Source organism: Ruegeria arenilitoris, assembly GCF_013032445.1.
GTDB lineage: Bacteria > Pseudomonadota > Alphaproteobacteria > Rhodobacterales > Rhodobacteraceae > Ruegeria > Ruegeria arenilitoris_F.
Genome location: NZ_WQCA01000012.1, coordinates 131,676 through 155,173 on the forward strand (window position 1 = coordinate 131,676; position 23,498 = coordinate 155,173).

General features: G+C 51.2%; 24 protein-coding genes. 13 read left to right on the plus strand and 11 right to left on the minus strand.

All coding sequences use genetic code 11. The annotated features are described in order from the left end of the window. Positions 1-283 precede the first annotated feature (283 nt). Positions 284-1,240: a helix-turn-helix domain-containing protein gene (locus GOW98_RS18475; protein ID WP_170334736.1), complete on the minus strand. Its 957-nt coding sequence runs from the start codon at positions 1,238-1,240 to the stop codon at positions 284-286. Positions 1,241-1,516: 276 nt separating this feature from the next. Here GOW98_RS18475 and GOW98_RS18480 point away from each other — a divergent pair, with 276 nt between their 5' ends. Then, complete coding sequence (locus tag GOW98_RS18480) at positions 1,517-3,190, plus strand: sulfatase-like hydrolase/transferase (RefSeq protein ID WP_170334738.1); 1,674 nt, start codon at positions 1,517-1,519, stop codon at positions 3,188-3,190. Between the two features lie 47 nt (positions 3,191-3,237). Next, positions 3,238-4,023, plus strand: a complete 786-nt coding sequence (locus GOW98_RS18485; RefSeq protein ID WP_170334740.1) for a hypothetical protein — start codon at positions 3,238-3,240, stop codon at positions 4,021-4,023. A 410-nt stretch (positions 4,024-4,433) separates the two neighbouring features. On the opposite strand, the gene GOW98_RS18490 is transcribed toward GOW98_RS18485, so the two are convergent. Next, on the minus strand, positions 4,434-5,255 hold the full coding sequence (locus GOW98_RS18490; protein WP_170334742.1) for a hypothetical protein: 822 nt from the start codon (positions 5,253-5,255) through the stop codon (positions 4,434-4,436). A gap of 124 nt (positions 5,256-5,379) precedes the next feature. Between GOW98_RS18490 and GOW98_RS18495 the strand changes: the two genes are divergently transcribed. The 5 genes from GOW98_RS18495 to GOW98_RS18515 all read left to right on the plus strand — a co-directional run bounded on the left by GOW98_RS18495 (position 5,380) and on the right by GOW98_RS18515 (position 10,744). Then, positions 5,380-6,033 carry a hypothetical protein gene (locus GOW98_RS18495; RefSeq protein ID WP_170334744.1) on the plus strand — a complete coding sequence of 218 codons (654 nt, stop codon included), beginning with the start codon at positions 5,380-5,382 and terminating at the stop codon, positions 6,031-6,033. Next, complete coding sequence (locus GOW98_RS18500; protein ID WP_170334746.1) at positions 6,030-6,752, plus strand: hypothetical protein; 723 nt, start codon at positions 6,030-6,032, stop codon at positions 6,750-6,752. Before GOW98_RS18495 ends, GOW98_RS18500 begins: the two co-directional genes overlap by 4 nt. A 63-nt stretch (positions 6,753-6,815) precedes the next feature. After that, complete coding sequence (locus GOW98_RS26330; RefSeq protein ID WP_254438063.1) at positions 6,816-7,982, plus strand: transposase family protein; 1,167 nt, start codon at positions 6,816-6,818, stop codon at positions 7,980-7,982. After that, positions 7,963-8,943 carry a TniB family NTP-binding protein gene (locus GOW98_RS18510; RefSeq protein WP_170334750.1) on the plus strand — a complete coding sequence of 327 codons (981 nt, stop codon included), beginning with the start codon at positions 7,963-7,965 and terminating at the stop codon, positions 8,941-8,943. Before GOW98_RS26330 ends, GOW98_RS18510 begins: the two co-directional genes overlap by 20 nt. Further along, positions 8,915-10,744, plus strand: a complete 1,830-nt coding sequence (locus GOW98_RS18515) for a TniQ family protein (RefSeq protein WP_170334751.1) — start codon at positions 8,915-8,917, stop codon at positions 10,742-10,744. The genes GOW98_RS18510 and GOW98_RS18515 overlap by 29 nt, the downstream gene beginning before the upstream one ends. Positions 10,745-10,833: 89 nt before the next feature. On the opposite strand, the gene GOW98_RS18520 is transcribed toward GOW98_RS18515, so the two are convergent. After that, positions 10,834-11,037, minus strand: coding sequence for a hypothetical protein (locus GOW98_RS18520; RefSeq protein WP_170334753.1), 204 nt, complete (start codon positions 11,035-11,037; stop codon positions 10,834-10,836). A 628-nt stretch (positions 11,038-11,665) separates the two neighbouring features. Between GOW98_RS18520 and GOW98_RS18525 the strand changes: the two genes are divergently transcribed. Together GOW98_RS18525 and GOW98_RS18530 are read left to right on the plus strand one after the other, a co-directional pair. After that, a complete protein-coding gene (locus GOW98_RS18525) occupies positions 11,666-11,872 on the plus strand; it encodes a cold-shock protein (protein WP_170328727.1) in 207 nt (68 codons plus the stop codon). Positions 11,873-12,141: 269 nt separating this feature from the next. Further along, on the plus strand, positions 12,142-12,957 hold the full coding sequence (locus GOW98_RS18530) for a fatty acid desaturase (RefSeq protein WP_367646867.1): 816 nt from the start codon (positions 12,142-12,144) through the stop codon (positions 12,955-12,957). Here GOW98_RS18530 and GOW98_RS18535 read toward each other — a convergent pair. The 3 genes from GOW98_RS18535 to GOW98_RS18545 form a co-directional block, all read right to left on the minus strand. Next, complete coding sequence (locus GOW98_RS18535; protein ID WP_170334757.1) at positions 12,949-13,197, minus strand: ParB N-terminal domain-containing protein; 249 nt, start codon at positions 13,195-13,197, stop codon at positions 12,949-12,951. The genes GOW98_RS18530 and GOW98_RS18535 overlap by 9 nt on opposite strands. 74 nt (positions 13,198-13,271) lie before the next feature. Then, positions 13,272-13,961, minus strand: a complete 690-nt coding sequence (locus tag GOW98_RS18540; RefSeq protein ID WP_170334759.1) for a hypothetical protein — start codon at positions 13,959-13,961, stop codon at positions 13,272-13,274. 183 nt (positions 13,962-14,144) lie between these two features. Beyond that, positions 14,145-14,933, minus strand: a complete 789-nt coding sequence (locus tag GOW98_RS18545) for a hypothetical protein (protein WP_170334761.1) — start codon at positions 14,931-14,933, stop codon at positions 14,145-14,147. Between the two features lie 555 nt (positions 14,934-15,488). Between GOW98_RS18545 and GOW98_RS18550 the strand changes: the two genes are divergently transcribed. Beyond that, a complete protein-coding gene (locus tag GOW98_RS18550; protein ID WP_170334763.1) occupies positions 15,489-16,274 on the plus strand; it encodes a hypothetical protein in 786 nt (261 codons plus the stop codon). 214 nt (positions 16,275-16,488) lie between these two features. On the opposite strand, the gene GOW98_RS18555 is transcribed toward GOW98_RS18550, so the two are convergent. Next, on the minus strand, positions 16,489-17,610 hold the full coding sequence (locus GOW98_RS18555) for a linear amide C-N hydrolase (protein ID WP_170334764.1): 1,122 nt from the start codon (positions 17,608-17,610) through the stop codon (positions 16,489-16,491). Between the two features lie 275 nt (positions 17,611-17,885). Between GOW98_RS18555 and GOW98_RS18560 the strand changes: the two genes are divergently transcribed. The 3 genes from GOW98_RS18560 to GOW98_RS18570 all read left to right on the plus strand — a co-directional run bounded on the left by GOW98_RS18560 (position 17,886) and on the right by GOW98_RS18570 (position 20,768). Next, a complete protein-coding gene (locus GOW98_RS18560) occupies positions 17,886-18,872 on the plus strand; it encodes a DMT family transporter (protein WP_170334765.1) in 987 nt (328 codons plus the stop codon). Positions 18,873-18,980: 108 nt separating this feature from the next. Continuing rightward, positions 18,981-19,448, plus strand: coding sequence for a lytic transglycosylase domain-containing protein (locus GOW98_RS18565; protein ID WP_254438064.1), 468 nt, complete (start codon positions 18,981-18,983; stop codon positions 19,446-19,448). Positions 19,449-20,258: 810 nt separating this feature from the next. Beyond that, the gene (locus GOW98_RS18570) at positions 20,259-20,768 is read left to right on the plus strand and encodes a M48 family metalloprotease (protein ID WP_367646866.1); all 510 of its coding nucleotides are present in this window, start codon (positions 20,259-20,261) and stop codon (positions 20,766-20,768) included. Between the two features lie 265 nt (positions 20,769-21,033). Here GOW98_RS18570 and GOW98_RS18575 read toward each other — a convergent pair whose 3' ends face one another. The 4 genes from GOW98_RS18575 to GOW98_RS18590 form a co-directional block, all read right to left on the minus strand. Next, entirely contained in the window at positions 21,034-21,627 is a 594-nt protein-coding gene (locus GOW98_RS18575; protein WP_170334770.1) for a hypothetical protein, read from the minus strand. Positions 21,628-21,825: 198 nt separating this feature from the next. Next, positions 21,826-22,137 (minus strand): hypothetical protein, encoded by a 312-nt coding sequence (locus GOW98_RS18580; protein ID WP_170334771.1) that lies wholly within the window; start codon positions 22,135-22,137, stop codon positions 21,826-21,828. 144 nt (positions 22,138-22,281) lie between these two features. After that, a complete protein-coding gene (locus tag GOW98_RS18585) occupies positions 22,282-22,446 on the minus strand; it encodes a hypothetical protein (protein WP_170334772.1) in 165 nt (54 codons plus the stop codon). Continuing rightward, complete coding sequence (locus tag GOW98_RS18590) at positions 22,439-23,497, minus strand: hypothetical protein (RefSeq protein ID WP_170334773.1); 1,059 nt, start codon at positions 23,495-23,497, stop codon at positions 22,439-22,441. The genes GOW98_RS18585 and GOW98_RS18590 overlap by 8 nt, the downstream gene beginning before the upstream one ends. Position 23,498 lies beyond the last annotated feature (1 nt).

Here is a 23,498-nt window from a genome sequence, read left to right on the forward strand (position 1 = left end):
GTATTAATCTTCAACTTCCTTAGTTCGAGGTTCTATATCTTCGGGTCTCATTCTTTGCTTGTTTAGCGCCATCGCCATATTGCCGGGGAAGGTTTTCGGATGGCCGCTCCCAGCCCAAAGCAGACCTTCAATTCCAAGCAAGGTGACTTCCGAGATGCGGACTTTGCAGCCATCCGCATTCTTAATTCAAAGGACCGCAGTCAGCCCTAAGCGGACCTTCAAAATCCGACTTTGCAATTCTAGTGTTGCGGACAAGTTAGGCCGCGGACTGCCAAGCTCTGTTTCAGTTCATTTTGCCTGACAACGTTTGTGTCGGCAGTTGTCCAAAGAGTGCTCTGTAGTCTCGCGCGAACTGACCCATGTGCCAAAATCCGTAAGCGTTTGCGATGTCCGATATACTCTCCTCTGGCGAGCAGGATACCAGTTCATGGCGCACAGCACCGAGACGGGCTCTTAGATAAAACTGCTTGGGGCTCACCCCATATGTTTCCTGAAACGCGCGACGAAGAGTGCATGTGGATACCTGAATATCTGCACATACCTCACCGATTGACACGTTATCCATCAAATGGGCCCGCATGAACTCAACGGCTTGTTGTGCTAAACGGGTTCTATTTTTACTGTTTCGCCGATCACTCCATTTTTCGCCTACCACCAGCATTTCCAGAAGCTCTAAGATCATATCACTCTCTTCACTATCAGAGCTTGGTCCGGCCGCTGATCCAATTAGAAAGCGCGCTTTGTTTTTGACTAAGTAATGCAGCTTGCCAGCGTCGCTAACGAAGGATCTTAAAGCGTCATTTCGCACGGTGCTGATATCAAGACCGCAATCGTCGGCGATCCGTTGAGCCCTTCGGATGTCGATGCCAAAGGTCAGGCCTGTGAGCGTTGAATTGCTCACGCCTTCAAAAGGGTCTCCGCTACCAAAATTCATCAGAGCGGTGTCTGAGGGTGAGCCGTTAAGCCAAGTTCGTACACTCCCTTTGTCTGGTAAGCCAAACGCTAGAATGTCAGGGCGAGAAACTCCGGTTTGGTACACAGCCTTATCAAACGACAAATCAATCATTTGAAGGTCAAGACCTGCCCAAACGGATACCGAAGAGTTCATAGTTCCCTCTTCAATTTGACGTAGCTCGACATCCCATTGGGACAGCTCGCGGAATTGCGAAGGGTCCTGCAAAAAAAGTGTGTTTGGGGCGCAGGTTTTTTTGGGGGCTGATCGTTTTTTGATGTCGTCCATTCCGCCCCGCAGGTAGTTTTCATGAAATGTTATTCGAATATGTAGGCGTGGACAATTGCAAGACAAAGCAGACAAATCGAGAGGGAAGAGGTTCGGACGCCCATCGTTGCCTGAAGATACTGTGCGCACCGAACGCGTCGTAACGCTGCTAACCAAAAGCGAAAAAGAGTTGTTGCGCTCACAGGCTGAAGACAGCGAACTCTCCCTTTCAACCTTTTGCCATCATCTGATCCTTGAAGGTCTGAAAACAAGTATATCATGAAACAGGGGTATCTCATGAAATCAAAACTGTTCCTCTCCGCGCTGGTCTTTGCCGGCTCCGCTATCACGGCGGCAGCTCAGGACAGCAATATCGTGCATGATGCGGAATACTATGTGCTGAAGCAGCAAAACGAAGCCGTTTGGGTCGAGAACGACGCACAGGTTGACCAACTGCTGGCCGATTTTCGTGAGAAAAACGGAGGGAACCCTCCAAACATCTTCTACATCCTTATTGACGACATGGGTTTTGGCGACATGGGTATGCCCGAGATGAACGCGATACGCGGGTATTCGACGCCCAATATCAACGCGCTCGCAGAGGAAAGCATGCGGTTTGCGCGCATGTATACCGAGCCGTCCTGCACACCGTCGCGGGTCGCCTTCATGACGGGTCGCCAGCCGTATCGCAATGGGATGGGCGATACCGCCGTCGATATTTCAGGTTTTGGCCTTGCCGATGAAGAAGTCACAATTGCCGAAGTTCTGAAATCCGTAGGCTACAACACCTCGCATGTTGGCAAATGGCACATGGGCGACATTCAGGAATCCTGGCCTACTTATCAGGGCTTTGACTACGCCGCGTTCCCCATCCATCAGCAGGGCCAGTTGGCCATCTTCAACGAAGATGCAGCCAAGGAAGAAATCACCATGGCCATAGGGGAAGACAACTACAACTCCAAATACACGCTGGATGATTGGTTTCGCCCTGATCCGGGACACATGATTACCGGCCTTGAAGCTGTTATTGGCGGGGAGGTCCGCGAAGTCCATATGGAACCGGGTGAGAAATGGACCCAGGACAAATATAATGAAATGAACATCCGCTATCAGGCACAGGCGATGGAGCAGTTGCGCCTGCTAGCAGAACGGGATGAACCGTTCTTCCTGCAATACTGGCCGCTTGTCCCTCTGTCGACAACGCGCACGACGAGAGAAGCGTTCACGACACCCAACGGCGGTACATTCGTTGAAAGCATGGAAGAGTTGGATGAATGGATAGGGGTCGTTCTGAACGAAGTCGATGCGCTGGGGCTCAGGGATAATACCCTGATCGTTTTGATGGGCGACAACGGTCACTTCACCAAATATGCCCCCGGCAGTGGGTTTTCGCCGCTGGTCTTCCGCGGCGGCAAGGCCGATACGTCTGAAGGAGGCGTTCGGGTGGACGCGTTTGCCCGCCTGCCCGGCTTGATCGAGGGAGACTCAATTGTATCTGACATTATTCATATCTCTGATTTGTTCACGTCAATTGCGCGTATCGGCGGAGCGATGGATGCCATCCCCCGCGACCGGATCATTGACGGTGTCGATCAGACGTCCCTGATGTTTATTGGCGATACGCATGGGCGCAGGGATCATGTACTGATCTACTCGATCAATTCGCTGAAAGAGGTGGTAAAGGAACACATCAAACTCAAAGTTCCGGCCAAAGGTGAAAATGCTATCGTGGCCAAGTTCTACAACCTGTTCCGCGACCCCCGCGAAGAACAGAGCGTATCGACCGAGATCGGAGCATGGGCTGGACATGAGTTTAACCGCATTATTGCCCGCCACCTGAAATTCAAGGAAATGTACCCCGATCAACCAGCCGCGACTGGACGTCCCTATGAAGGTATCGTGAACCTTCGTCCTGAAACCGTCGCAGCGGTGGATGCCTTTGTCGCCAAGCGGGACATTCAGCCCGACTAAAAGGTGAAGCTGATAAGAGTCATGCAAGCCCCGCATCAGATGATAATATGCTTGATGTGGGGCTTGGCATCCACAACAAAAATTCTGGAAACAATATGAAAATCCAAGCGCTTGTCCTTGCATTGGCGACTGGCATTGTTGCGGCCTCAGCAATCGCCGATGAAAACGCTTCAAACCCTTTGGCCGCAGTCAATAACACGGACATCCGGTATCAGTATTTTGATTTGGGCAACGGTGCTGACAAGCAGGACGCCTTTATAGATGGCGCATACATGCTGCGGCCTGATCTGAAACTGAAATATGAGTTGCACTACAACTCAACGGATGTGACTGGAACTCGGTTCACTGACTTTGAGAAATTGAGCCTCAAAGCGATCTATTTCCCTTCTCAGAGACCGCTCAACGAAACGTGGGCCATCAAGTCGGCCATTGGTCTGGAGTGGATACTGGACTTTGGCGACCCGGAAAAAGGGATCGGAACCGGGTCCGATCAAATTGCGCCTTTTGGCGGGTTCGCCTTTGCAAACACAAAATCAGGGCTGACGCTGATCCCACTGCTCCAGCATTTTGCTTCATACAATGGCCCGACGGACATAAACCAAACCGCGATGCGGTTGATTGCGCTACAACCGTTTGGCGATGGGTACTGGGCCAAGGCTGATATCAAAGCACCATATGACTGGGAGAACGATGCTTGGCCAGCTACCGCTGAGTTCCAGATTGGCAAGAACCTCAGTCCTGGCATCGCAATTTATGCTGATTTCCTCATCGGCATAGGTTCCGACCGCCCCTACGATAAAGGTGCCGGCTTAGGTTTGCGTTTCAACTACTAGTTCACCCACACCCAACCTCGGCGAAGATCATCTATGTCACAGTCCAGAAATCTGTTCAGCCATTTGTTTTCTGCGTTTATCTTGACCCTTCCTGGAACTGCCTTGAGCCAAACCCTGCCCGCTCCGGGTCGGTAGGAAATAAATTGGCGTCACGCCGCATCATTCTATCTGTTCACTCCGCTCTGAACTCGGGGAAGATCAACAGTCTCTGGGCGATCCGCTGAGATGGATTTGAACCTTGAAACTGAATCCGTCGTTCGAGCTTCTAATCCTCAGCCAGCGATGCTTAGGCCCAGAGTTCTGAGAAAATAGACTTCTATTACGATCTGTACCCAAGACTTTGCAAAGTCCGCTTTCTGCGCATTGCAGACCTTCGCGCACGGCTTAACACCCAACATTCAGAGAGTACATCATCCCAGAACCTTTAGATCTTTTGGTTTGAGCCGACTTTTCTCCGGCAATGTCCCAAATTTAATTCCTTCGATTTCGAGTTTGTCACGTATCGCCACAAGTTCACTCAGTTTGTACTCAGATTGCTCAGGAACAACGTATAGTACTTGAGGAACCTTTCTCAAAAGAAGTGCTGCTCTTGCCAATTGGTCAATCAAGTAGCTAGGATCAATTCTATTCCTTGGGCCTTTGATCTCAATCGCTGCAAAAGGCTCCGAGCCTTCGTAAACGATTAAGTCTGTGGCAAGAGGCTCGAACGTTCTGCCTTCTCGAACAGTCAAATTTTCCACATTGAAGATGTCGTTAGTGTTCTGTTTGAAAAGCATTTTTGCGCTTACTTCGAAGTCTCGGGCTCTTCGCTGGCCGCCAAAACCACCTCTGGCAATCACGACCGCGGGCTTCTCCGCCAATCGAGCTTCATCAAGAATAGATTTTGTATCCGCTTGAGACAACTCCCCTGATAGAACGGCATCAGCTATCTCTTTGGATTTCTTGGGGTCATACCGATCTATCCTTGAAAGCAAAATAACTTGCATCATGGCCAGCCAGTCGGGCTTTGATTCAAAAAGATCGGGTCGGTTTTGTTCTAACCATTTCGCCGCGGACATCGGATTGCGAAGGCTTGCAGGCTTTGTGCCTCTGATCGCGGCAACGCTTTGGAGTGCATCGTCCGGAAACGCGTACCCATAGGCTTGGCTGTCTTGGACAACGCGATTCAGCCACGCTCCGAGGGCAATCCAGTTTTCAGTTTTGGCCAAATCTTGAAATTCGTCTTCAGTCATCATCAGTCGCAATTGTTTTATTCGCATCGAGCCCATTGCCAATGCGAATGGATGCATGTATAGAGCCCGTATGAGGATAGATCGACACGCACCCCCGACGGCCCGACGCGTTCACAAGCGCGGAATGAAAAAACGCGCTGGCAAAATGTCTGGCGCCAAGTTCCCAGGCGTCATTCAGCTTGAGAGCCAAATGGAGGCATCGCTGGTTCGTTGCATGCAGGTCGACCCTCGTGTGGTCTCGCTTAAGCCACAGCCTTGCACAATCGACATGGGAACCGGAAGAGCATTTGCAAACAAAGAAGCGGCGCTAGAGGCTTATGAAGGGCGCCGGTACAGGCCTAAGCTTTATACACCAGACCTAGAAGTCAAACTTGTCGACGGCCGTTTGTTCTACTTGGATGCCAAGCACAGCGCTCACATAGATAAGAAACCTGAGTACCTGGACTATCCTTCACTTCTTGCCGAAGTCGGAATCTCGCTTGTCATTGTAACTGAGTCCTTATTGCAGGGGCCGATTGATCGAAATGCTTGGCTGCTACTGCAAGGACAAGCCGAAGAGACCGCCCCTCAACTTGCAAGCAAAATAGTGTGTCTCAAACAGCAACGTGTGACGTTCAAAGAACTAAGAGAGAATATTGGTATCCCCCAAGCGAAGATTCTTCGCCTTATTCTTGATGGCTACCTGGTGTTCGATTTTTCATGTGAAGCTCTTGGGCCATCCACGAACCTGAATACTGCGAACCGCGACCGAAGACATCTGGAGGTAATCGAATTTTGAAGCAGATTGTCAAAAGGCGGCATCAGAGAACCATCAAATATAGGGGAGAAACCTATGCTGTCGATGGAGCGAAAGCTGGGCGGGATGCATATCAGATATCGAACTCCCAAGTTGATCCTTTTGAGATATCTGGACAAGAATATCGGGACCATGTGCACGATGGGCTAGTGAAGGAAGAAGGCTTCGACAAACGTCCTCGCAATGTAACCGCTAAAGATGCACGTGAAGCTCAGCTAAGACTACGCATTGTGGAAAATGCACTAAAGCTTGGGGAGGAAGGCGTTCATTGGGCAAAACGCATACCGATACTTCAACGCGAGTTCGCCGAAGAACCCACCTTCAAAATCAAGGGTAACCGTTTTCCGAGGCAATCGACTGTTCAGAATTGGGTCAAATTGTATCGGCGCGGCGGGCCGGACGCGCTTTTGCCCAAGCACAGCAATTCAGGAAATCGTATGCCAAGGTTTGACAGCGTTTTCCACGAGATAGTGCTCGATCTATTGGAAATGCAATATACGTCGTCGGACAGACAAAATCTAACAAGTCTGTCTAGCGACGCTTATAATCAATACCAGTTGGTTTGCCATGAGAATGGCATAAAACCTGGGTGCTGCGGACGCAAGGCAGTCGAAGCGATTGTGCACACAATCCCTCATTTTGACGTTCTAAAGTGGCAACTGGGCAGCAACGAGGCGCGCCAACACATGCGAATTGCCTAAAAATACTATGATATAACAGCACCTTACGATCAAATAGAATTGGACTGCACAAAAGCTGACATAATGCTGGTTGACGATAGCGGGGAGGTAATAGGTCGGCCGTGGATTTGTGCAGCGATTGACTGTGCTACTAGTTGGATTGTCGCATTTCAGGTCTTCCTACCAGATCCATCATCAGAACATGTGGCCAAAGCTCTAAAGGAGATGATTAGCTACCCAGAGGAAGACTTTTTCGAACAGCACGAAATTGTAAACAGGAAAAAAATCGCCGCACTACCGAAAGTGGTTGTAATGGATCAGGGTTCAGAGAACGTGGGCGAACCCATCGATGCTTTTATCGAAGTTGCTGGTGTCCATGGCCATTGGGCGCAACCTCGAAAACCCCAGGAAAAGCCGTTTATCGAAAACTTGTTCGGGGCAGTTCGAAGCAAAGTCAGCCAGCTTCCGGGTGCGACTAAGTCAAAGGCATATCCCGACCGGGATCGAACCAAAAAAGCAATGGATGAAGCCCGTCTGACACTAAGAGTGTTCAATTCAATAATGCAACGCTGGCGCTACGACGAATATGGAAGAACTCCGAGGAGAAAAGTCCAAGACATCTTTAAACGGGGTGAAACACCTAGCGCCGCTTGGGACAGATTGGCAGATGAACACATAGTGCCAGAACCCCCGTCTTTGGACGAGCATCACGCAGCGCTGATGATCCAATCCGAATCTCGAACTCTGTGGCACTACGGTATCGAATTCGAGAGTATGCAATACAACTCTGAAGAATTGGCAAGGCTGTACCGACGACTAGGCCCGCGCCAGCGTGTTGAAATACGCTATGCTCCACTTGATGCTAGGGAAATTTTGGTCGTGGATCCGCATACAGGCGAGTTGGTGCGCGCGTCCAACAAAGCAAAAGACTTGGCAGCACTTTCTTATCGTGAGCTAAGAGAATGCCGGTCGCCCAAGGCGAAACACAACGGACCAATCAAAACGGCTTTGGAGATCCACAAAGATATCCAAGCGCGCAGGACGTATAAGCAGGGCAAAAAAACCAAACTGCAAAGGAACCGCTCTGCGGAAATCGACAAGTTGCGGGCCGCTGATATGCAGAACAGAAGTTTGAAAGAACCACAACTAATTGACCAAATACGGTCAGAGGTTGGTCACAATAAGCTCGCAGTTACGAGATCAAAGAACTTGCCAAGGGTCGAAAGAAAAGATGCTGGACCAAACAACTAGTAGAGCTCTGCAAGGTGCATTCATCCGACATAGCCGCCACGAATGGGCTGTCTCGGAGATAAAACGTCTTTTGAAAATTGCTGCATCCGAGGGTGGACGGATCATACCAATTTTGGGGCCGACGAGATGTGGAAAGACAGAACTGACAAAGGACTTGAAGGCACAAGTTGAAAATGACCGCAACGGCCCAAGTGCTATTCTGGTATCTTCAGATGTCATTCTGGGTCGACTTCCGCCACGGCCTTCCGAGCGGGATTATTACGGTTCTTGCTTGCGAAGCATGGGCTTCGATTTTGTAGAACGAGAGCGACCTGCCCAAATTCGAGAACGTCTTTTTCGGCTCGTAGTTGAACACGGCATCCAGACAATCATTATCGACGAAGTGAATCATTGCGCCGAAACTCTGACTAGGCACTCGCGTCGACAAGCCGCTGATCACTTCAAGACTATTGTTGATGAAACCTCAGTCACTCTGATTTTAGCTGGGTTGCCAATGTTCGAAGCGGTTATGGACAGCAACGAGCAGTTTGCGGGGCGCTGTTTGAACACCATTCGAATGAACCCCTATTGGTGGACCGTTGAAGCTGATCGAATCGCGTTCTGCGATGCAATCTTTGCTACCTTCGATTGCCTTGAGAAGTCCGGCATCCTTTTGGAGTTTGACCAAGATGATATGGTGCGGCGATTGTACGGAGTTTCCGGCGGGCGTGTGCCGGTGGCGTTGGAAGTGCTGCGCGCGCCCCTGGCGTTAGGTGGCCAAAATTTACCATACAGCACCAAAACGATTGCCAGGGCAGCGACGGATTCAGGTTTAGAGCGTGATCCGTATCAGTCGTTTTTTCAAGAAGAACCACCATCGGATACTGAGCTGATCAGGTCATACATCAGAGTCATGGCAGATGCTGGTCTCGAAGTAGAGCCTATGACGTCGCATGAGCTTGCGATTATGCGAGGTGTATGAGGTGCCGGGTTTGTTTTCAGTACCACTAATGAAAGGCGAAAGCCTTATCGGATATTTGCGCCGCCTAGCCCACGTAAATGGATACAGAGATGTCTCTGAATTTTTGACACGGTTCCAGCGGAAGTATGGGCGAATTCTAGTCGAGAACATCGAGCAATTAGAGCAGGAGATGGGCTTAGAAAATGGTTTGTTGGTTGCTATTTCCCCTTCTGCCAACCCTGAGTCACCCAGCTTAAACTGGCGCTTCGAGCGGCATCATAGCGATCCGATTTGCCCTTCATGTCTTGCCGATGGCCTACCTTTTCAACAAACTTGGCGTCACTACTTGGTGACTGCCTGTCACCTTCACAAAACACGACTTCAAGATGTTTGTCCTGTCTGCAAGGCCACACTGCGTCCGACGTCCGGCGGCTTTGATAAATGCAGTTGTGGTTTTAGCTACTCCGATTTCCCGCGGGTGGCAGCAAAGGACCACGAAGTGATCATCTCCGCCTTGATTGCGGGAGATTCAACGGTTGGCGAGCGGTTTCTTGACCTTGCAGGAGGGCGTCAGGTCCCAAAAGACATTGGCGCTTTTATTAACTTCCTAGCGAGTGGTTTCGCTCAGAACCGCACGGGCAAGTCTGGGAAAACACAAACACCCAAAAGCATCGCAGATTCGTTGGAACTGATTGAGCCGTTGGCAACTGTATTTGAACATTGGCCAAATGGGTTCGAAGAACACGTTCGAGGTTTGATACTGGCAGGAAATTCAGAATCCAACTCTGTGCCGTCCATGCTCGGAAGCTGGTATCAAAGACTAATGAAGTTCGAAGATGATGCGTACCAGCCTTTCAGAGATGCAGTGTCGCGTGCTGCTTCAACTGAGTTCAAGGGAGCCTACGTGGGAAAGCTAACGCCGTTGCAAGCTCGGGAATGGGTCTCGGCTAAACAAGCGGCCAAGGAACTGGGAATTTCTGCACAGCGCTTGGTGGCTGAGGTTCAGTCAGGTCAAATTGCCGGAAAGCAAGCCCGTAGCGGGTATGGGCACCGGCATACGATGATTCCACGCTTCGAAATCTCGAACATCTATCTGGATAGGAAGCGGTATTGGGATGGGTTGCAAGCCAGAGACTACCTTGGTGTTACAAGAAAGCAATTTGATCTGCTTCGCGCGTCAGAATTGATCCACGAGGTTGCTGCTGAATACCGTCCTCCACTTGTTGATGGTTGCATTGACAGTGAAAGCCTAAAAGAGCTCACAACAAACATTCGAAACTGCACTCAAGTTCAAGCAGGAGAAACTATACCGTTCAATCAGCTCAACCTGAGGCGCACAACTGATCGAGCTGCTTTGATGCATGTTCTTCAGAAAATCTCCACAGGCGTTATCAAACCTGTTGTTGCGGAAGAAAACATGCGACTTGGGGAGTTTCATTTTTCAGTTTCCGACATCGACCGCGAACTTGGGACGCAGCGGTTATCAAAAGACTGGACCGCAAATGATGTCGCAAAGTTGACGGGCTGGAAGGCCCAGGCTGTAACTCACTGGTGCAAGCTGGGCCTACTCGGATCTCGCACCGTTCCGCATGGTCCAAGCGAGTCTTTCTTGGTCAAGCCGCAGCAGCTTGCGATCTTTCAAAGCGAGTACATGCCCGTTGCGACACTGGCTAGGTCAAGAGGCACAACGTCCCGAAAGCTCCTGTCTGATTTTGAGAGCAAAGGGATTGAGACCCATGGTGCGCAAATGGAAGGTAAGACGACACGAGGGCACTTAGTAAAACTAAGTGACCTTGCTTCGCTGCTGTCTGAAGCTGCCTAGTGTTCGCCCGCGCTATCCGAAAAATGACTGAAATGCGCTGTCAAACTGCGGGTTCGTGGTTGCGTGGCGGCATACCAGGCCTTCACTAATCAAGTCTGGGCGCTAGAGATCTCGAAGTGGGTTTTCACCACACGCAACAGATGCTCATAGTCTCCCTGAACGGCGTCCTCCAGAAAAGTCTGAATTCTGGCTCGTTCGGCTCCGGCTTTTTTGGCTGCGGTCTGGCAACGTGCCAACACTTCAAAAGCGTTTGCGTTTGTGCTGGGCAGGTCGATAGTTGCAAGTTTTTTCATGTCAAATCCTCATTTAGAATACGGGGCAACCATTGCAGGTCGAAATTAATCTCAGGTATAAGAATTGCGGATTTTGCCTCCCGATCCAGAGACTGTTTAAAATTTAACATAAGTCGCGATTATAGAGCGTTTGGGCTCTCGTCGGCCAACCACCGCCGCACGAGAAAAACGGCCAGTCGTGAGTACACTTTCAGTGGTTACCTTGAGCCCAAGGTACAAAATGTTTCACCGGAAACTAAGGTCAGCTATGCGCAGAAAGCGGACTTTGCAAAGTCTCGCCAAGGCACCAAAACGGACGCTTATCGCTGTCTCGTATGCAGCAGGATAATTTCCCAAAAATGATCGTTAGTCTTCTGTGCCGCTGACCCAAGCCACCTTCAAGTTTGGATCGAAGAGCAACGGTTTCACCTCTACTTGCCTAGTTCTAAGCCAGACAGGCTCAAATTCTCTGTTGTCCGCCAAAGCATCAAGGCTTGTATCGTGCGTAGTCGAAGTCCATATACACGAGGCTTACGTTTTTCTTTTTCGACCTGCTGTCTCCCCAATTCGGCGTTCAGTCTTTCGATTCAGACCGACCACGCCGAGTCGCCGCAATGATGCGGGCGGCACGTATTAGGAGACTTCCACCATGGCAAATGGCACAGTAAAATGGTTCAACTCAACCAAAGGTTTTGGCTTTATCGAGCCTGAAGATGGCAAGCGCGACGTGTTCGTGCATATCTCAGCAGTTGAACGTTCCGGCCTTAGCGAATTGAAAGACGGTCAGAAAGTTACTTTCGACGTCGAAGCTGGCCGTGACGGACGCGAAAGCGCCGCCAATCTGGCACTCGCCTGACCTTTCACGGGCACCCATAAGGGTGCCCGTTTGAACAATGGGCGACTATAAGCCGTCGGAGACCAAGTAAGTTGCAACCTAAAGACTGGACGCGGGTGCTCGCGCAGTACCGTGTGCCCGATGCGAAGCGCAGTGTTTTTGAACTTGCGATCACTGTTTTCCCCTTATTCGCGCTATGGGCCCTAGCGTGGTTTGCGTTGTCATTCAGCGTCTGGATCGCAATATTTCTGGCCATCCTGAATGCCGCATTTCTGGTCCGTATCTTCATCATCATGCATGATTGTGGTCATGGATCTTTCTTTAGAAGTCGCCGCGCATGCAATTGGACCGGCCGGGTTCTGGGTGTTCTTACCGTTACTCCCTATGACATTTGGCGGCAAAGCCATGCGATTCACCATGCCTCAACCGGTAACCTTGATCGGCGTGGTATGGGTGACATCCCTACATTGACCATTGAGGAATACCTGAAACGGAATTGGTTCGGGCGTGCCGCGTATCGTCTGACCCGGAACCCCGTCTTCCTGTTCGGTGTTGCGCCGATCTATACGTTCTTTATTCAATACCGCTTACCTGTTGGCTTCATGCGGTCGGGCTGGCTGTATTGGGCAAGTGCGATGGGAACAAACGCCGCAATTGCAGGGTTATTGGCTCTGATTTTATGGGCCGGAGGCTTTGAGGTGTTGGCGTGTGTTTTCCTGCCAACCGTGATTGTCGCATCATCCATTGGTATTTGGCTTTTCTACATTCAACACCAGTTCGAACACACGACTTGGGATCGGGAAGAGGGCTGGAACCTTCAGAACGCCGCGTTCTATGGCAGTTCTCACTATGCCCTGCCAGGCATCCTGCGGTGGTTCTCTGGCAACATTGGTGTGCACCATGTTCACCATCTCGCCAGCCGCATACCGTTTTATCGGCTAAACGAGGTTTTGCGTGACCATTCTGAGTTGGAAGATTGCCAGCGTATTACTTTATTTGAGAGCCTTCATTGCGCACGGTTGCATCTTTGGGATGAAAAAAGTCAACGTCTGCTGACATTTTCCGAGGCTTTGTCGAACGCCAATTCCAATAGGTATTTAGTGTAGTCTGGCGCGGACCAGATAGGCTTCGACGGTATCACCTCCTAGGGCGCGAATGGCCTCTAATCGGTGAAGGCCTTCAATCAGCACGAACCTCTTGTTGTCCGAGCGTATCTGGATCGGGGTCTTCTGGCCGTTCTTCAGAATATCTTCGGCCAGCGTCAGCACTTTTTGCTGATCAAGTGTTTTTGCACGTTTCACAGGTACATAGATCAATTCAAGCGGATATGGTCTTTTCTCCAACATAAGCTACGTGAGCAACCTTTCGTGCACTTGTTCCGGTTCGGGTTTCGCTTCAAAAGCAGGCGCTGGAACGCACGTCATAGAACCGAACGAACAGCGTCGCGCAGTTCCTGATGCATGATCCAAGTTGCTGGCTCATCGTCACTTTCGATGTGAGAAAAGGCCAGGACCTGGGCGGCGCCATCATTCTGTGCCGATCCGGCTTCGGGAAGTTCGAGTTCCAGATATTCAGCAATTAATAGTCCGATTTTCTTGAAGACCTTGATGCAGGCCTCGCGCGATTTGTAACAGGCTGCCTGAGACAAGTGACCAATAGTCAGACCTTCCTTGCCTGCGATTGTAAGTGCTTTGAGCATTGTTACCTGCGCAGGGGTGAGCCTGATCTGGCGTAATGCCTCTGCATATTCTCTTTCACTGGGAACGAAGGTGCCGGAGTTTCCCTCCAAACGGCGTTGACCGCTTCGCTTCCTGTCTCGTTCTTCGAGAATTTCTTTTAAGGCTTCAATGGCCAATGCTGGTGTTTCGCCAACTGCATCGGCAATCATTGCCTGCGTTTTAGCCGGTGGCTTAGGAAATGCCCGTGCAACACTATTGCCGCTCAGAACGCCAGCCTTAATCAAGTACTTTCCAAATTCTTCTTCAATCACTCCTGATACGTCAGCGTTCCGCGACTTACGAACACTGCGGTCCTGAAATGCTCTTTGTTCCAGACCATGAGCTGACATCTTTGAACCGGGAAGAGTTACTTGAGGGGCATTTTTACGCATCAGAGAAACACCACGGTAATTATCGCCACAACACACACCGCTGACGCAATAGATATCTTAATCCTGTAGGACCGGCGACGCGCCTTTTCGGCTTTGAGACTTTTACCCAGGTTTTCGTCAATCGAGTTATAGTTCACGGCTTAGTCCTTCCGGATTTGTCAGGCGACTTTGGTTTCCACTAACTTATTGTCGCGGCACATTTTCGGTGCACTGGTCGTTCTGTCTCGTGAACGGCCGGTTACATTCCCAACCATCACCTCTTCGATTCAAATGAGCGTTTGAAGGGACAAGGATCGCAACGCACTTGTCCCGGTTTGCGCGAAAACCACGTTCGCATTTCCATCCGGAATAAGTTTCAGGCGCGAGGTATGCATGCTGTGGAACTGCCACGGGCTCACAGCCGCTATCCGCTGCCCTATAACCTCTGATGCACACCCAACCATCCGCGCTGTTTTTGTCAGTCAGGCGGCCGTTGCTCGGGACATTTATCGCAACACAATCCTGGTTCTCCTTACGAAATCCCCAGTTGCAGTGTATTTCCTGCACGCCAAACCGGGTTTCGACGTATCCATTTTGAGGTGCCATCACTTCTTCACAGAGTTCTCCGACACGCTGGAACAGCCGATTGCACTCCCACTGATCTCCGGTTGATGCAAGATAGGCATTTTCAGGAACTCTTATTTCCTCACAGAGTTCTCCGACATTCTGGAAACCGTGATTGCATTCCCAGCCGCTACCATAGGAGCTACCCGTCAAATATGCGTTTTCTGGTACGTCTGTTCTTTGGCACGATCCGTTCTTGTTTTCGAAACCTTCGTCACAAACCGATCCATCGGCATTGCCTGCGACTTGGGCAGGAAGCTGCGTTCCTGAGAGCAACACCAAGAGTGTCGGGATCAGACAAAGAATGCAGCGCGTAAACACGATGAACGACTGATTGAAACTGAGCCTGAGACCTGATCTATCGGGCATCAAGCACGCAATTTAAGAGCCATGTGCTGTTCATACGGCGCCTTCTTTCATGGGTCACGCGATGACTGGAGCACGTCAGGTGACAGTTGCAAATGCTTGCGAGGAACGAGCTCATAGCGAAGACCCCAGCGGAACCCGTTCCTATGCTGAGGCACATGCTACAATTAGTCTGAAGGCCATTGGATTATCGTAACCGGCAGCATCGCGGCAGCGAGTAATTTTTTACCAATACACACTTGTCGTTCCTAGTCTGTGAAGAGTCAAGGACGCACGCTCGTCAAGAAGCGTGTGCTGCGGAATGGTCAATTTTTGAGACCGGCGAGTTATTAGGTGGTTAAGAGAATAACTGAGAGGCAAAATTCACTTTGGGGCAATTTAGGTTGACAATTCATCTGTGAAATCGCCGGATTTCTTGGGCAACAATCTTGGAGGTGGTGAACGCTCGCCGCTCCAGCCTATTGCCGACACCGAACTAGGAGATTCGCAATTTCTATCGACAGTTTTGCGGACACTGAGATTGGAAGACACCTGGCCGACGCTGCACGTCGTTGCCGCATGGTTTTCTTCACTGGATTACCAGCATCAGGAAAGTCATTCCTGTTGCGTCAGCAGATATCCATTTCGGTCTCCTTGGGACGTCGCGTGCATATTATGCGTTGGGATACAGGTCTCGCGGCGTTTCAGACCGAAGACATACTCGCAAAGTATCCAGATGTTTCGGATGGAACTCATCCGTTGATCCGAAAGGCAGCCGGGCTGTGGGGGCGGAAAGCCCTGGCGCGATGGCTGGCGAAGCATGCCGACCCCACAGACATGATTGTCGGTGAAGTCCCTATCATCGGAAACAGGTTTTCAGAGTTCATCCAGACGCAGCCGGATCAGATTGAGCCTGCCTTAGCTTCAGAGGAAACCAAATTCATTTATCCGGTTCCCACAAAGGGCTTGCGTGCCAATCTCGAAGCTATTCGAAGGTCTACGTTTGCGAACCCTAAACATCCTGATGAGGCCAGGGACGCGCCACCATCCACAATGGAACTGGCTTGGCGTTTGACGTGTGCCAAGGTCGCAGAATTGGGTTTGATCTCTGAAGCGGACAGTCATTCTCCGTACGAGGAGATGATTTATGTGCGGTTTTTTGAGCACCTACTGCAACACCGAAACGCTATCAGAATTGGGGTTGATACAATTTATTCAAATGCCGGTTCAGCCCATGACCTAGATGCGAACGTCTTAGAAATCAGTGCTAGCTCAGGCGAAGTAAAGTACGCAATCGCAGAGGTAGAGACTACTTTTAAAGCCGAAGAAGCCGCCCGAGAAGTTGAAAACTGGTATCGGGTGTAGCCCTCGTGCGAAAGTTCGCTCTTTGGCGTTTTGGAAACTGCAAAGTCTAACTGTGAACGTCCGGTTTGGGCTGCCTCCAGTCACTAGTGCGAACAGTGGTGAACGCGGCTTCGAGCCTAGCGCCGGTAACTCGCTGGAGCGGTAAACCCTCCATTCCGAAGTTTTATTGGGCCGCAGCTAGCGGTGATGCCGCCACGGCCCACGTGGTAAAACGTCAATTCGTTGGGGTCACATCGATTAACGTTGGTTCGCGATCACCGCTGGTTTCAAAGACGATCATCTCGCCTCCCATAGCTCCGAAGTCAATCTGCTTCATATCAACCATGTGCACCGTTCGGTCGTACATCGTGTGATAGTAGTAAACGAGGTTCAGGGAGTCCGCAGCGGTTGTGATCTGTGTTGCGCTGTAAAGTAGGTCATCCGACTGCACATCGTCTTGAGCGCCCTCAGCGGCATCGGCAGGAATGTTGAAGTTGTCCAGTATTCGGAATGCCTCGCGTACGGTGTCATAGCCACCTTGCGTCTCCCGCGCTGTCTGGGAAAAGGCGACTGCGCGGACAAACCGGGATGGGGGTGTGAAGTCGCCTGGCAGTCCTATCATACCGCTCCCAGCGCCCAGGGGCGCGAAAGTAACGCCGCTTGCCTCAACTTCGGGAAGCCCAAGAGCCGACAGGTTTACATAGTTGTTTAGGTTCGTCATGTGCCAATCGTAGTTTGGCGAATTGGTGATCACGCCAAGCGGGGCATCGAAAACCGTCAGGTCACCATCAATGTACTCGACGACGATCCTTCCGCCGAACCGGTCAGCAACCAACATATGAAACGGGAATGGAAATCCTAAGGTCTCATCCACGACCCCGACGACACGGACATTCGCCAACCCTGTGGCAGCCTCTTCAACTGTCTCAAATTGGGAAAGGACATAGCTGGCGAGCAAATCGCCGGGAATCGTGTTGCCGGAAAGGTCAGGGTCGTACTCCTGATACTCGGTGAAGCCGGGCAGATAAAACAACCCGGCGGTCAACCCAGCTTCGTTGATCCCATCTGCGGGAGCCCCATGATCCAACATGCTGATACCGACCATTCCAAATCGGCCGGTCCAGTTTGCTCCGTCTTGCCCATCTGGCATTTCGCCTGCGGTATAAGTGAAACCTCGCGGAATAATGTTGATCTTTGTCTCAAGATCGAACGGCCCCCATTCGGCGGTCCTTGCGCGAACGATGCTTCCATCCTGCCCTGTCAACATGATGCCAGTGCATCCCCAGGCCATCGATACTGAAGCCACAAAGGCTATGGTCGCTTTTGGTAATATCCGAAATAACTCGATATGACGCATGGTCGTTCTCCAATTGGACTGATCTGATCTCATGAACTCACTCGACCAAGCTACCACACCGGTTCTCAAGTTGAATGAAGTTTGCATGATCTTCAAATAGGCAAGAAAGTCCGCCTATTCCGTCCGCCGGACTTTGCAAAGTCCGACTCTGAATGTCTGGTTTGGGCTGCGACCAGTCACAGATACGCGTCGCGGATATTTGAGCAAAACCCGTATCGCAAAGCGACGTGACCAATTCTGTGGCCCATGGTAGTGGCCTAACGAAGGGGCACTCCATGACACCGGCACAAAAACTACAAAACCCAACAGCTGGTATTGCGTTCGTACTGATTGGAATATTGGCGATTTCTGTCAATGATATGCTGATCAAATTCCTGTCTGGCGGTTACCCCTTGCACCAGATGGTGTTTTCAAGATCGTTGATCGGAATCGGGTTCAGCTTTGCCCTGGTCCAGATGGAGGGCGGTTGGCGCATCCTGAAAACCGATCAGCCGGGACTTCACCTTCTGCGCGGCCTGCTGATTGTCGTTGCCAATCTGACGTTCTTTACAGCCTTGGCGGTAATGCCCCTAGCGGAAGCCACGGCTGTTTTCTTCGTAGCTCCCTTGATGATCACCTTGCTGAGTATCCCATTGCTTGGCGAAAAAGCTGGGCCGATGCGGATTGGTGCTGTGCTTGTGGGATTTTTGGGCGTGGTGATCATGACCCGCCCATGGGAGACCGGCGGCGAGCGTGAAGTTGGTCTGTTGATGTATGCCTTACCGGTTCTTGCTGCTTTCACCTATGCCCTCAACAACGTGATTACCCGTTTTCTTGGCGCAAAGTCCAAAGCCTCAGCTATGGCGGTGTACATACAGGCGTGCTTTATCGTTGTCAGTCTATTGTTCTGGTCAGTCGCAGGGGATGGGCGTTTTGCGAGCGAGCTCGAGAACGAAAGCTTGATCTTCTTACTGCGTGCCTGGGTTTGGCCCGAAGGGACTGACCGCTGGTTGTTTATTGGGCTCGGATTCAATTCTGCAATCATCGGGTATTGCCTCGGCCAAGCTTACCGTATGGCAGATGCGGCTACGGTGGCACCGTTTGAATATGTCGGTCTTCCCATGGCCATTTTCTGGGGATGGGTCATCTGGGGCGAGCTCCCAAACCTGCCTGTCGCAGTCGGTATTTCACTGATTCTGGGGGCGGGACTGTTTGTCTTTTTGCGTGAGCGTCAGAAAAAGAGGCACGTTGTAACTGAAAAAAGAGTGCACCGTCGGTATTAGGTGCCAAATCAATTCTGGCCAAAAGCCGCTCAAAAATACCCTGGGATATTGATTATCAATCGCAGTTGAGCGCTGATGAATCTTGTGGCTAATGAGATGAGAATTTTGATGCGATACACAGTCATTCTTGCTGCGCTACTTCTTACCGCTTGCGGCAATGAACCCGCCGAGCCAATTGCCCGACTTTATCCCGGTGAGACCCCTGAGCTGCGCGTGATGATCAACGAAACTGCGGACGCACATGGTGTACCGCGAAGCCTTGTACACCGTGTGATCCAGCGAGAAAGCGATTATCGTCCCAATGCTCGAAATGGTCCCTATTACGGGCTGATGCAGATTCTGCCTACTACAGCGCGCCAGATGGGATTTCGTGGACAGCCTTCCGACCTCTTGGACGCTCAGACCAATCTGACGTACGCTGTAAAATACCTGCGTGGCGCTTGGATGGTTTCGGATGGAAATGAGCCCGAAGCGGTCATGTGGTATGCCCGTGGGTATTATTACGAGGCGCGAAACAGATGCATGCTTGTGGCCACCGGACTGAGGGGTACTGAGGTACGAAAGTACTGCGGCTGAAGCCCTTTCCACAGGAGCTACATTGAGCTTCAAATTTACCGTAAACAAACTCCACCAAACAGAGTGGGTTCGCACTACGGAGCCATGTATTTGCGCGTCTTGCAGAGTTACCTAAACTGCGCGTAGTTGCTGCAACAGCAATACGCGGAAGAAAACAGGCGGCTTTAACGCGCATCTCAGAAAATTGCAAAACCCAGTTTTGGATGTCCGCTTCGAGGCTGAGACTAGCCGCCATCGCGACTTGCAGAGAGCGACAACAGTAAGCCCACACCGGAAACGCTCGCTTAACTGCACGTGCACTCGTCGCATTCCCTTTGCCGCGAAGTAGATAGATTTGAAGCCGTCGTGCAGCGGAAATAGCGACCTCTGATGCGGTGTTCAACGCGGTTCAGGTCGCTGATGACCGGGTCGCAAACTGGCTGGCCGTTCGACTCCATGCCATTTGCGGTGCTTACCATTTTGACGGCGGCTGAGTCGTGAAGCGACTACACTCAAAATCCTCTGTTATTGGATAACAATCTACACAGGTCCTAAGGTTCGGGACTGGGGACTGTTTTATCGACGACTACGAACTTTATTTCGGCTCTTAAAAATTAGAAAGGTGCAATTATGAAGCGGAGTGTCTTGGTATGGGTTGTTTTGTTGCTGGCGGGATGCGTGTCAACCGCGGCTCCTCCATCGGCGCCTATCCCAAATCCCGGTCGCACGACCGCATCGGTCAGTTCACAGCAGGCGCAAGTGAGATTTCGGCAGGTCGCCTCTCGAATAGAGCCCGTTGCAGAGCGAGAATGTCGCCGCCAAACTCGGGGAGTGAATTGTGATTTTTTGATCCGCATTGATCCGAACAAAAAAGCTCCCTCAAACGCCTATCAGAGTTTAAGCAAGTCGGGACGCCCCGTTATCACAATGACTCAAGCGCTGACACGGGATGTTAACAATACCGATGAACTTGCATTTGTTATGGCGCATGAAGCCGCGCACCACATTCAAGGGCATTTGGCGCGACGCGCCCAAAATGCGGCGGCTGGTGCAATAATTTTTGCAGGTCTGGCGACCGTGGCGGGGACCGGGCCGAATGACATTGCCGCAGCACAAGATCTCGGAGCCTTTGTTGGCGGGCGCAGCTATTCAAAGAACTTTGAATTGGAAGCAGATCGACTAGGCACCGTTATAGCCTACAAAGCTGGCTATGATCCACTCAAAGGTGCGCTGTACTTTGCACGAGTCCCTGATCCTGGTGATCGTTTCTTAGGGACACATCCTCCCAACGCTCAAAGGTATTACGCGGTGCAAGATACTATGGCCCAGATCGGTCGATGACCAATTGGAGTATGTGTTTGGGAATTCTTATCTCGGTTTTGCAAAGCTGAGTGATAAAGGTCCGCTAAGGGCTGGTTGCGGTCAACCATACTCATAGTAGAGACTGGTGGTACATAGTTCCGCAGAGCAGTGCTGGCGAAATGCTTATCTGGGGCGCTTTGGTTCCTAGCAGGAGAGGAGCTTAGAAGAAGCACGCACTACTACGACGACAGTCGCCATAGACTTCTTATGTCAAATATTGGTTAAGAGCGGCAGGTACGCTGTACTAGCGGTCTGGGTCTGTATCGAGTTTGCCCCAGAGATCATCAACCATATCTGAGAAGCCATCATTCGAGGCCTCCTTGGGCAGTAGACCAGCTCTTCGCCGGCGTTCGACCTCGGCCATTAGTTCTTCCTCTGTGGCTGTCTCAACCACATCACATCGAAGAGCTTCAATCTCGTCCGCTGTCCACGACTCAAATTTGTCTGCGTAGAAGCCCAGGGAATACGGCTCGTCATCAGAAATCTGCTTGATCACAGCATTCCAATCTTCGCTCTGGTTCGATTCCTTTTCGACCCTCTCATCTAGTTCGCGGATAGACTTGCGGATCATCGGCAGCAGCTCTGCCTCAACGCTTTCTTCGCCCGCGCCGGTCCCCGCAAGCCAAAGGTCTGCGATCTTGCGGACGAGCGCCCAGACCGTCTGACTTCGAGGGTGGCCTTCAATCTGGCCGCCCAGACCTTTTTCTTGAATGCCCAGCTGTTCAGCGGCCCGTTCGTTCATTCGAATATTGTAATCAGACACGTCCGCGAGTTCTGAATCGTTCTCAGCCACAGCTCGGGCGACCTCTTGATCACCAACATAGACAACCACCTTCAACATCCCACTACCTCTTCCTTCGCCGGTTCATCACTCGGTCCAGGTGGCTGTAGTCTAGATCTCGCATTATCCTTTGAACTCGCTCTGGATCGACTTCGCGATCTTTTCCAGCAGTGTGGACGATGTGTCTGACGTAGATCGTCAACGCGACAATGATCACGGCGGATAAGATCAAGCTGATAGGCTCCGCCCGCATCACTAAGTCTTCTTCCTTGGGTCTTCGATCCCGAGGTCGTCGAACACGTTGCCGCTACCATCAGTGATCTCGACATCATCGTCGTCAGTCACTAGACCCCAGGTGTTCTCTTTGACCCATTCATCCCGCCATTTGGGCGCGTCGGCCGGACGCTGTGCAAAATCGGCGATTTGCTCGAAAATCATTTTGCGCAATGCAAGCCAGACGTCCGGACCCTCTTTGCGACGAGCTTGCAACTCTGCGATCAAGTCATTTAGAGGAACATCCTGTAACGGGCGCCCGAAGATATCTTCTTCTGAAAAATCATCTATCATCGCTCAACATCCTCGACACTGATCGATAAAACTAAGATCTTGTTTGGTTTTACGGTGATCTGTTTTCCTTCAATCTCTCGAAGTTGGCCGTTCACCGAAGTCTCGCAGATTACGAAAATTGGGATTTCCTCTTCTGTAGTCATGTCACTCATCTGGCTTACCCTTCGGATCAGGCACCTTTCGCGACCGGATCTCATCCGAGGTAATCGGCTTGGTTAGTTTTGCTCGACCGGCCGCAATTTCAGCCTCCCGAAGTCTAAGCAAACGCAAGGTTTGTTCATCCAGCTCAACGTCGTCGTCATCACCCATCAGACTTCTCCCGAGTACAGTAACAGTGAGAACAGAGTACTTGAGACCCGTCGGCTGTCCGAACGATGTCACCAACGTGGCCACACTCTTCACACGTCACACCGCATCGAAATTCCATCCAGACAGCGTACTCCTGAATGAGATCGTGGTATCGACTGAAACCGATGCAAATCTTGCCATCCTGGCCTTTCTTAATGTCCGAAATCTGAATAGTTCCAGGGTCCAGTGCCCTGAAGTCCTGACTGAAGGAAAGCTTGTGGAGTGCTTGCGAAATCATGACGAGCCAGCCCTTTCCGACAGCAGGAACAAGAGATGCGCAATCCGGAGAAACGAGGTCTGGATAGTTTTCCACAATGTCCAGCCTCAGGCTGTCGGGCCAGGATTCTTCGGCGCCCTCAAATCGCCGCCGCAGAGCATCATTGTAGCACCAACTGCAAAGCGTCGTCACAAACCCAAGGATGCTCTGGCGTTGTGCAGAATTAGAACAACCTTCACAGGTTTGCTCAATCTGATCGACACGCCATTGAATCTCTTCACTCGTAGCCTGGTTGCAGCCCTGGCCCTCATAGACGCGCAAGCCTCCCCATTTCTGTTTGATCTGAACGATGGGCGGGTATTCACCACCAAACAGGTCGGGCTGCTCGTCGATCAACCTTTTCACTTTCTCAAGTGCAAGCGTAAGCTGCTCCGCCCACCCGGCACGATACTCACCAAGCTGCTTGAAGACGCTTCCATGAATATCATTCCAGTCGACAACACTGCTCATCACTGACCTCCAGGCCCGCGCCTCTTTGAGATCGTGTGAAACCTCCGCCATAGCAGTCATCATACGGTCGACCACTTCGCGTTCATCACACTCGACATGCAGACCCTCGGTCGACCATGTGACGTCAGAGACGTGCGGAGCTGGGTAGTTGTGCGCCATCACCAAACGCATTTCTTCGGCGTACCAGGCGTCAAATGAGCGGAGATCATCTGGCGCTCCATGGTCCTCGATCACACCTCGGACCTTCTCCCGGAATTCCTTCCAGCTCTTTTCGATATCATCCATC

Bases quoted from the DNA above. Each gene is read 5' to 3' on its own strand.
- GOW98_RS18475 (WP_170334736.1), bottom strand. From the start codon at position 1,240: ATGGACGACATCAAAAAACGATCAGCCCCCAAAAAAACCTGCGCCCCA.
- GOW98_RS18480 (WP_170334738.1), top strand. From the start codon at position 1,517: ATGAAATCAAAACTGTTCCTCTCCGCGCTGGTCTTTGCCGGCTCCGCT.
- GOW98_RS18485 (WP_170334740.1), top strand. From the start codon at position 3,238: ATGCTTGATGTGGGGCTTGGCATCCACAACAAAAATTCTGGAAACAAT.
- GOW98_RS18490 (WP_170334742.1), bottom strand. From the start codon at position 5,255: ATGACTGAAGACGAATTTCAAGATTTGGCCAAAACTGAAAACTGGATT.
- GOW98_RS18495 (WP_170334744.1), top strand. From the start codon at position 5,380: ATGAAAAAACGCGCTGGCAAAATGTCTGGCGCCAAGTTCCCAGGCGTC.
- GOW98_RS26330 (WP_254438063.1), top strand. From the start codon at position 6,816: ATGCTGGTTGACGATAGCGGGGAGGTAATAGGTCGGCCGTGGATTTGT.
- GOW98_RS18510 (WP_170334750.1), top strand. From the start codon at position 7,963: ATGCTGGACCAAACAACTAGTAGAGCTCTGCAAGGTGCATTCATCCGA.
- GOW98_RS18515 (WP_170334751.1), top strand. From the start codon at position 8,915: ATGAGCTTGCGATTATGCGAGGTGTATGAGGTGCCGGGTTTGTTTTCA.
- GOW98_RS18520 (WP_170334753.1), bottom strand. From the start codon at position 11,037: ATGAAAAAACTTGCAACTATCGACCTGCCCAGCACAAACGCAAACGCT.
- GOW98_RS18525 (WP_170328727.1), top strand. From the start codon at position 11,666: ATGGCAAATGGCACAGTAAAATGGTTCAACTCAACCAAAGGTTTTGGC.
- GOW98_RS18535 (WP_170334757.1), bottom strand. From the start codon at position 13,197: ATGTTGGAGAAAAGACCATATCCGCTTGAATTGATCTATGTACCTGTG.
- GOW98_RS18540 (WP_170334759.1), bottom strand. From the start codon at position 13,961: ATGCGTAAAAATGCCCCTCAAGTAACTCTTCCCGGTTCAAAGATGTCA.
- GOW98_RS18545 (WP_170334761.1), bottom strand. From the start codon at position 14,933: ATGCCCGATAGATCAGGTCTCAGGCTCAGTTTCAATCAGTCGTTCATC.
- GOW98_RS18550 (WP_170334763.1), top strand. From the start codon at position 15,489: ATGGTTTTCTTCACTGGATTACCAGCATCAGGAAAGTCATTCCTGTTG.
- GOW98_RS18555 (WP_170334764.1), bottom strand. From the start codon at position 17,610: ATGCGTCATATCGAGTTATTTCGGATATTACCAAAAGCGACCATAGCC.
- GOW98_RS18560 (WP_170334765.1), top strand. From the start codon at position 17,886: ATGACACCGGCACAAAAACTACAAAACCCAACAGCTGGTATTGCGTTC.
- GOW98_RS18565 (WP_254438064.1), top strand. From the start codon at position 18,981: ATGCGATACACAGTCATTCTTGCTGCGCTACTTCTTACCGCTTGCGGC.
- GOW98_RS18580 (WP_170334771.1), bottom strand. From the start codon at position 22,137: ATGATAGATGATTTTTCAGAAGAAGATATCTTCGGGCGCCCGTTACAG.
- GOW98_RS18585 (WP_170334772.1), bottom strand. From the start codon at position 22,446: ATGGGTGATGACGACGACGTTGAGCTGGATGAACAAACCTTGCGTTTG.
- GOW98_RS18590 (WP_170334773.1), bottom strand. From the start codon at position 23,497: ATGGATGATATCGAAAAGAGCTGGAAGGAATTCCGGGAGAAGGTCCGA.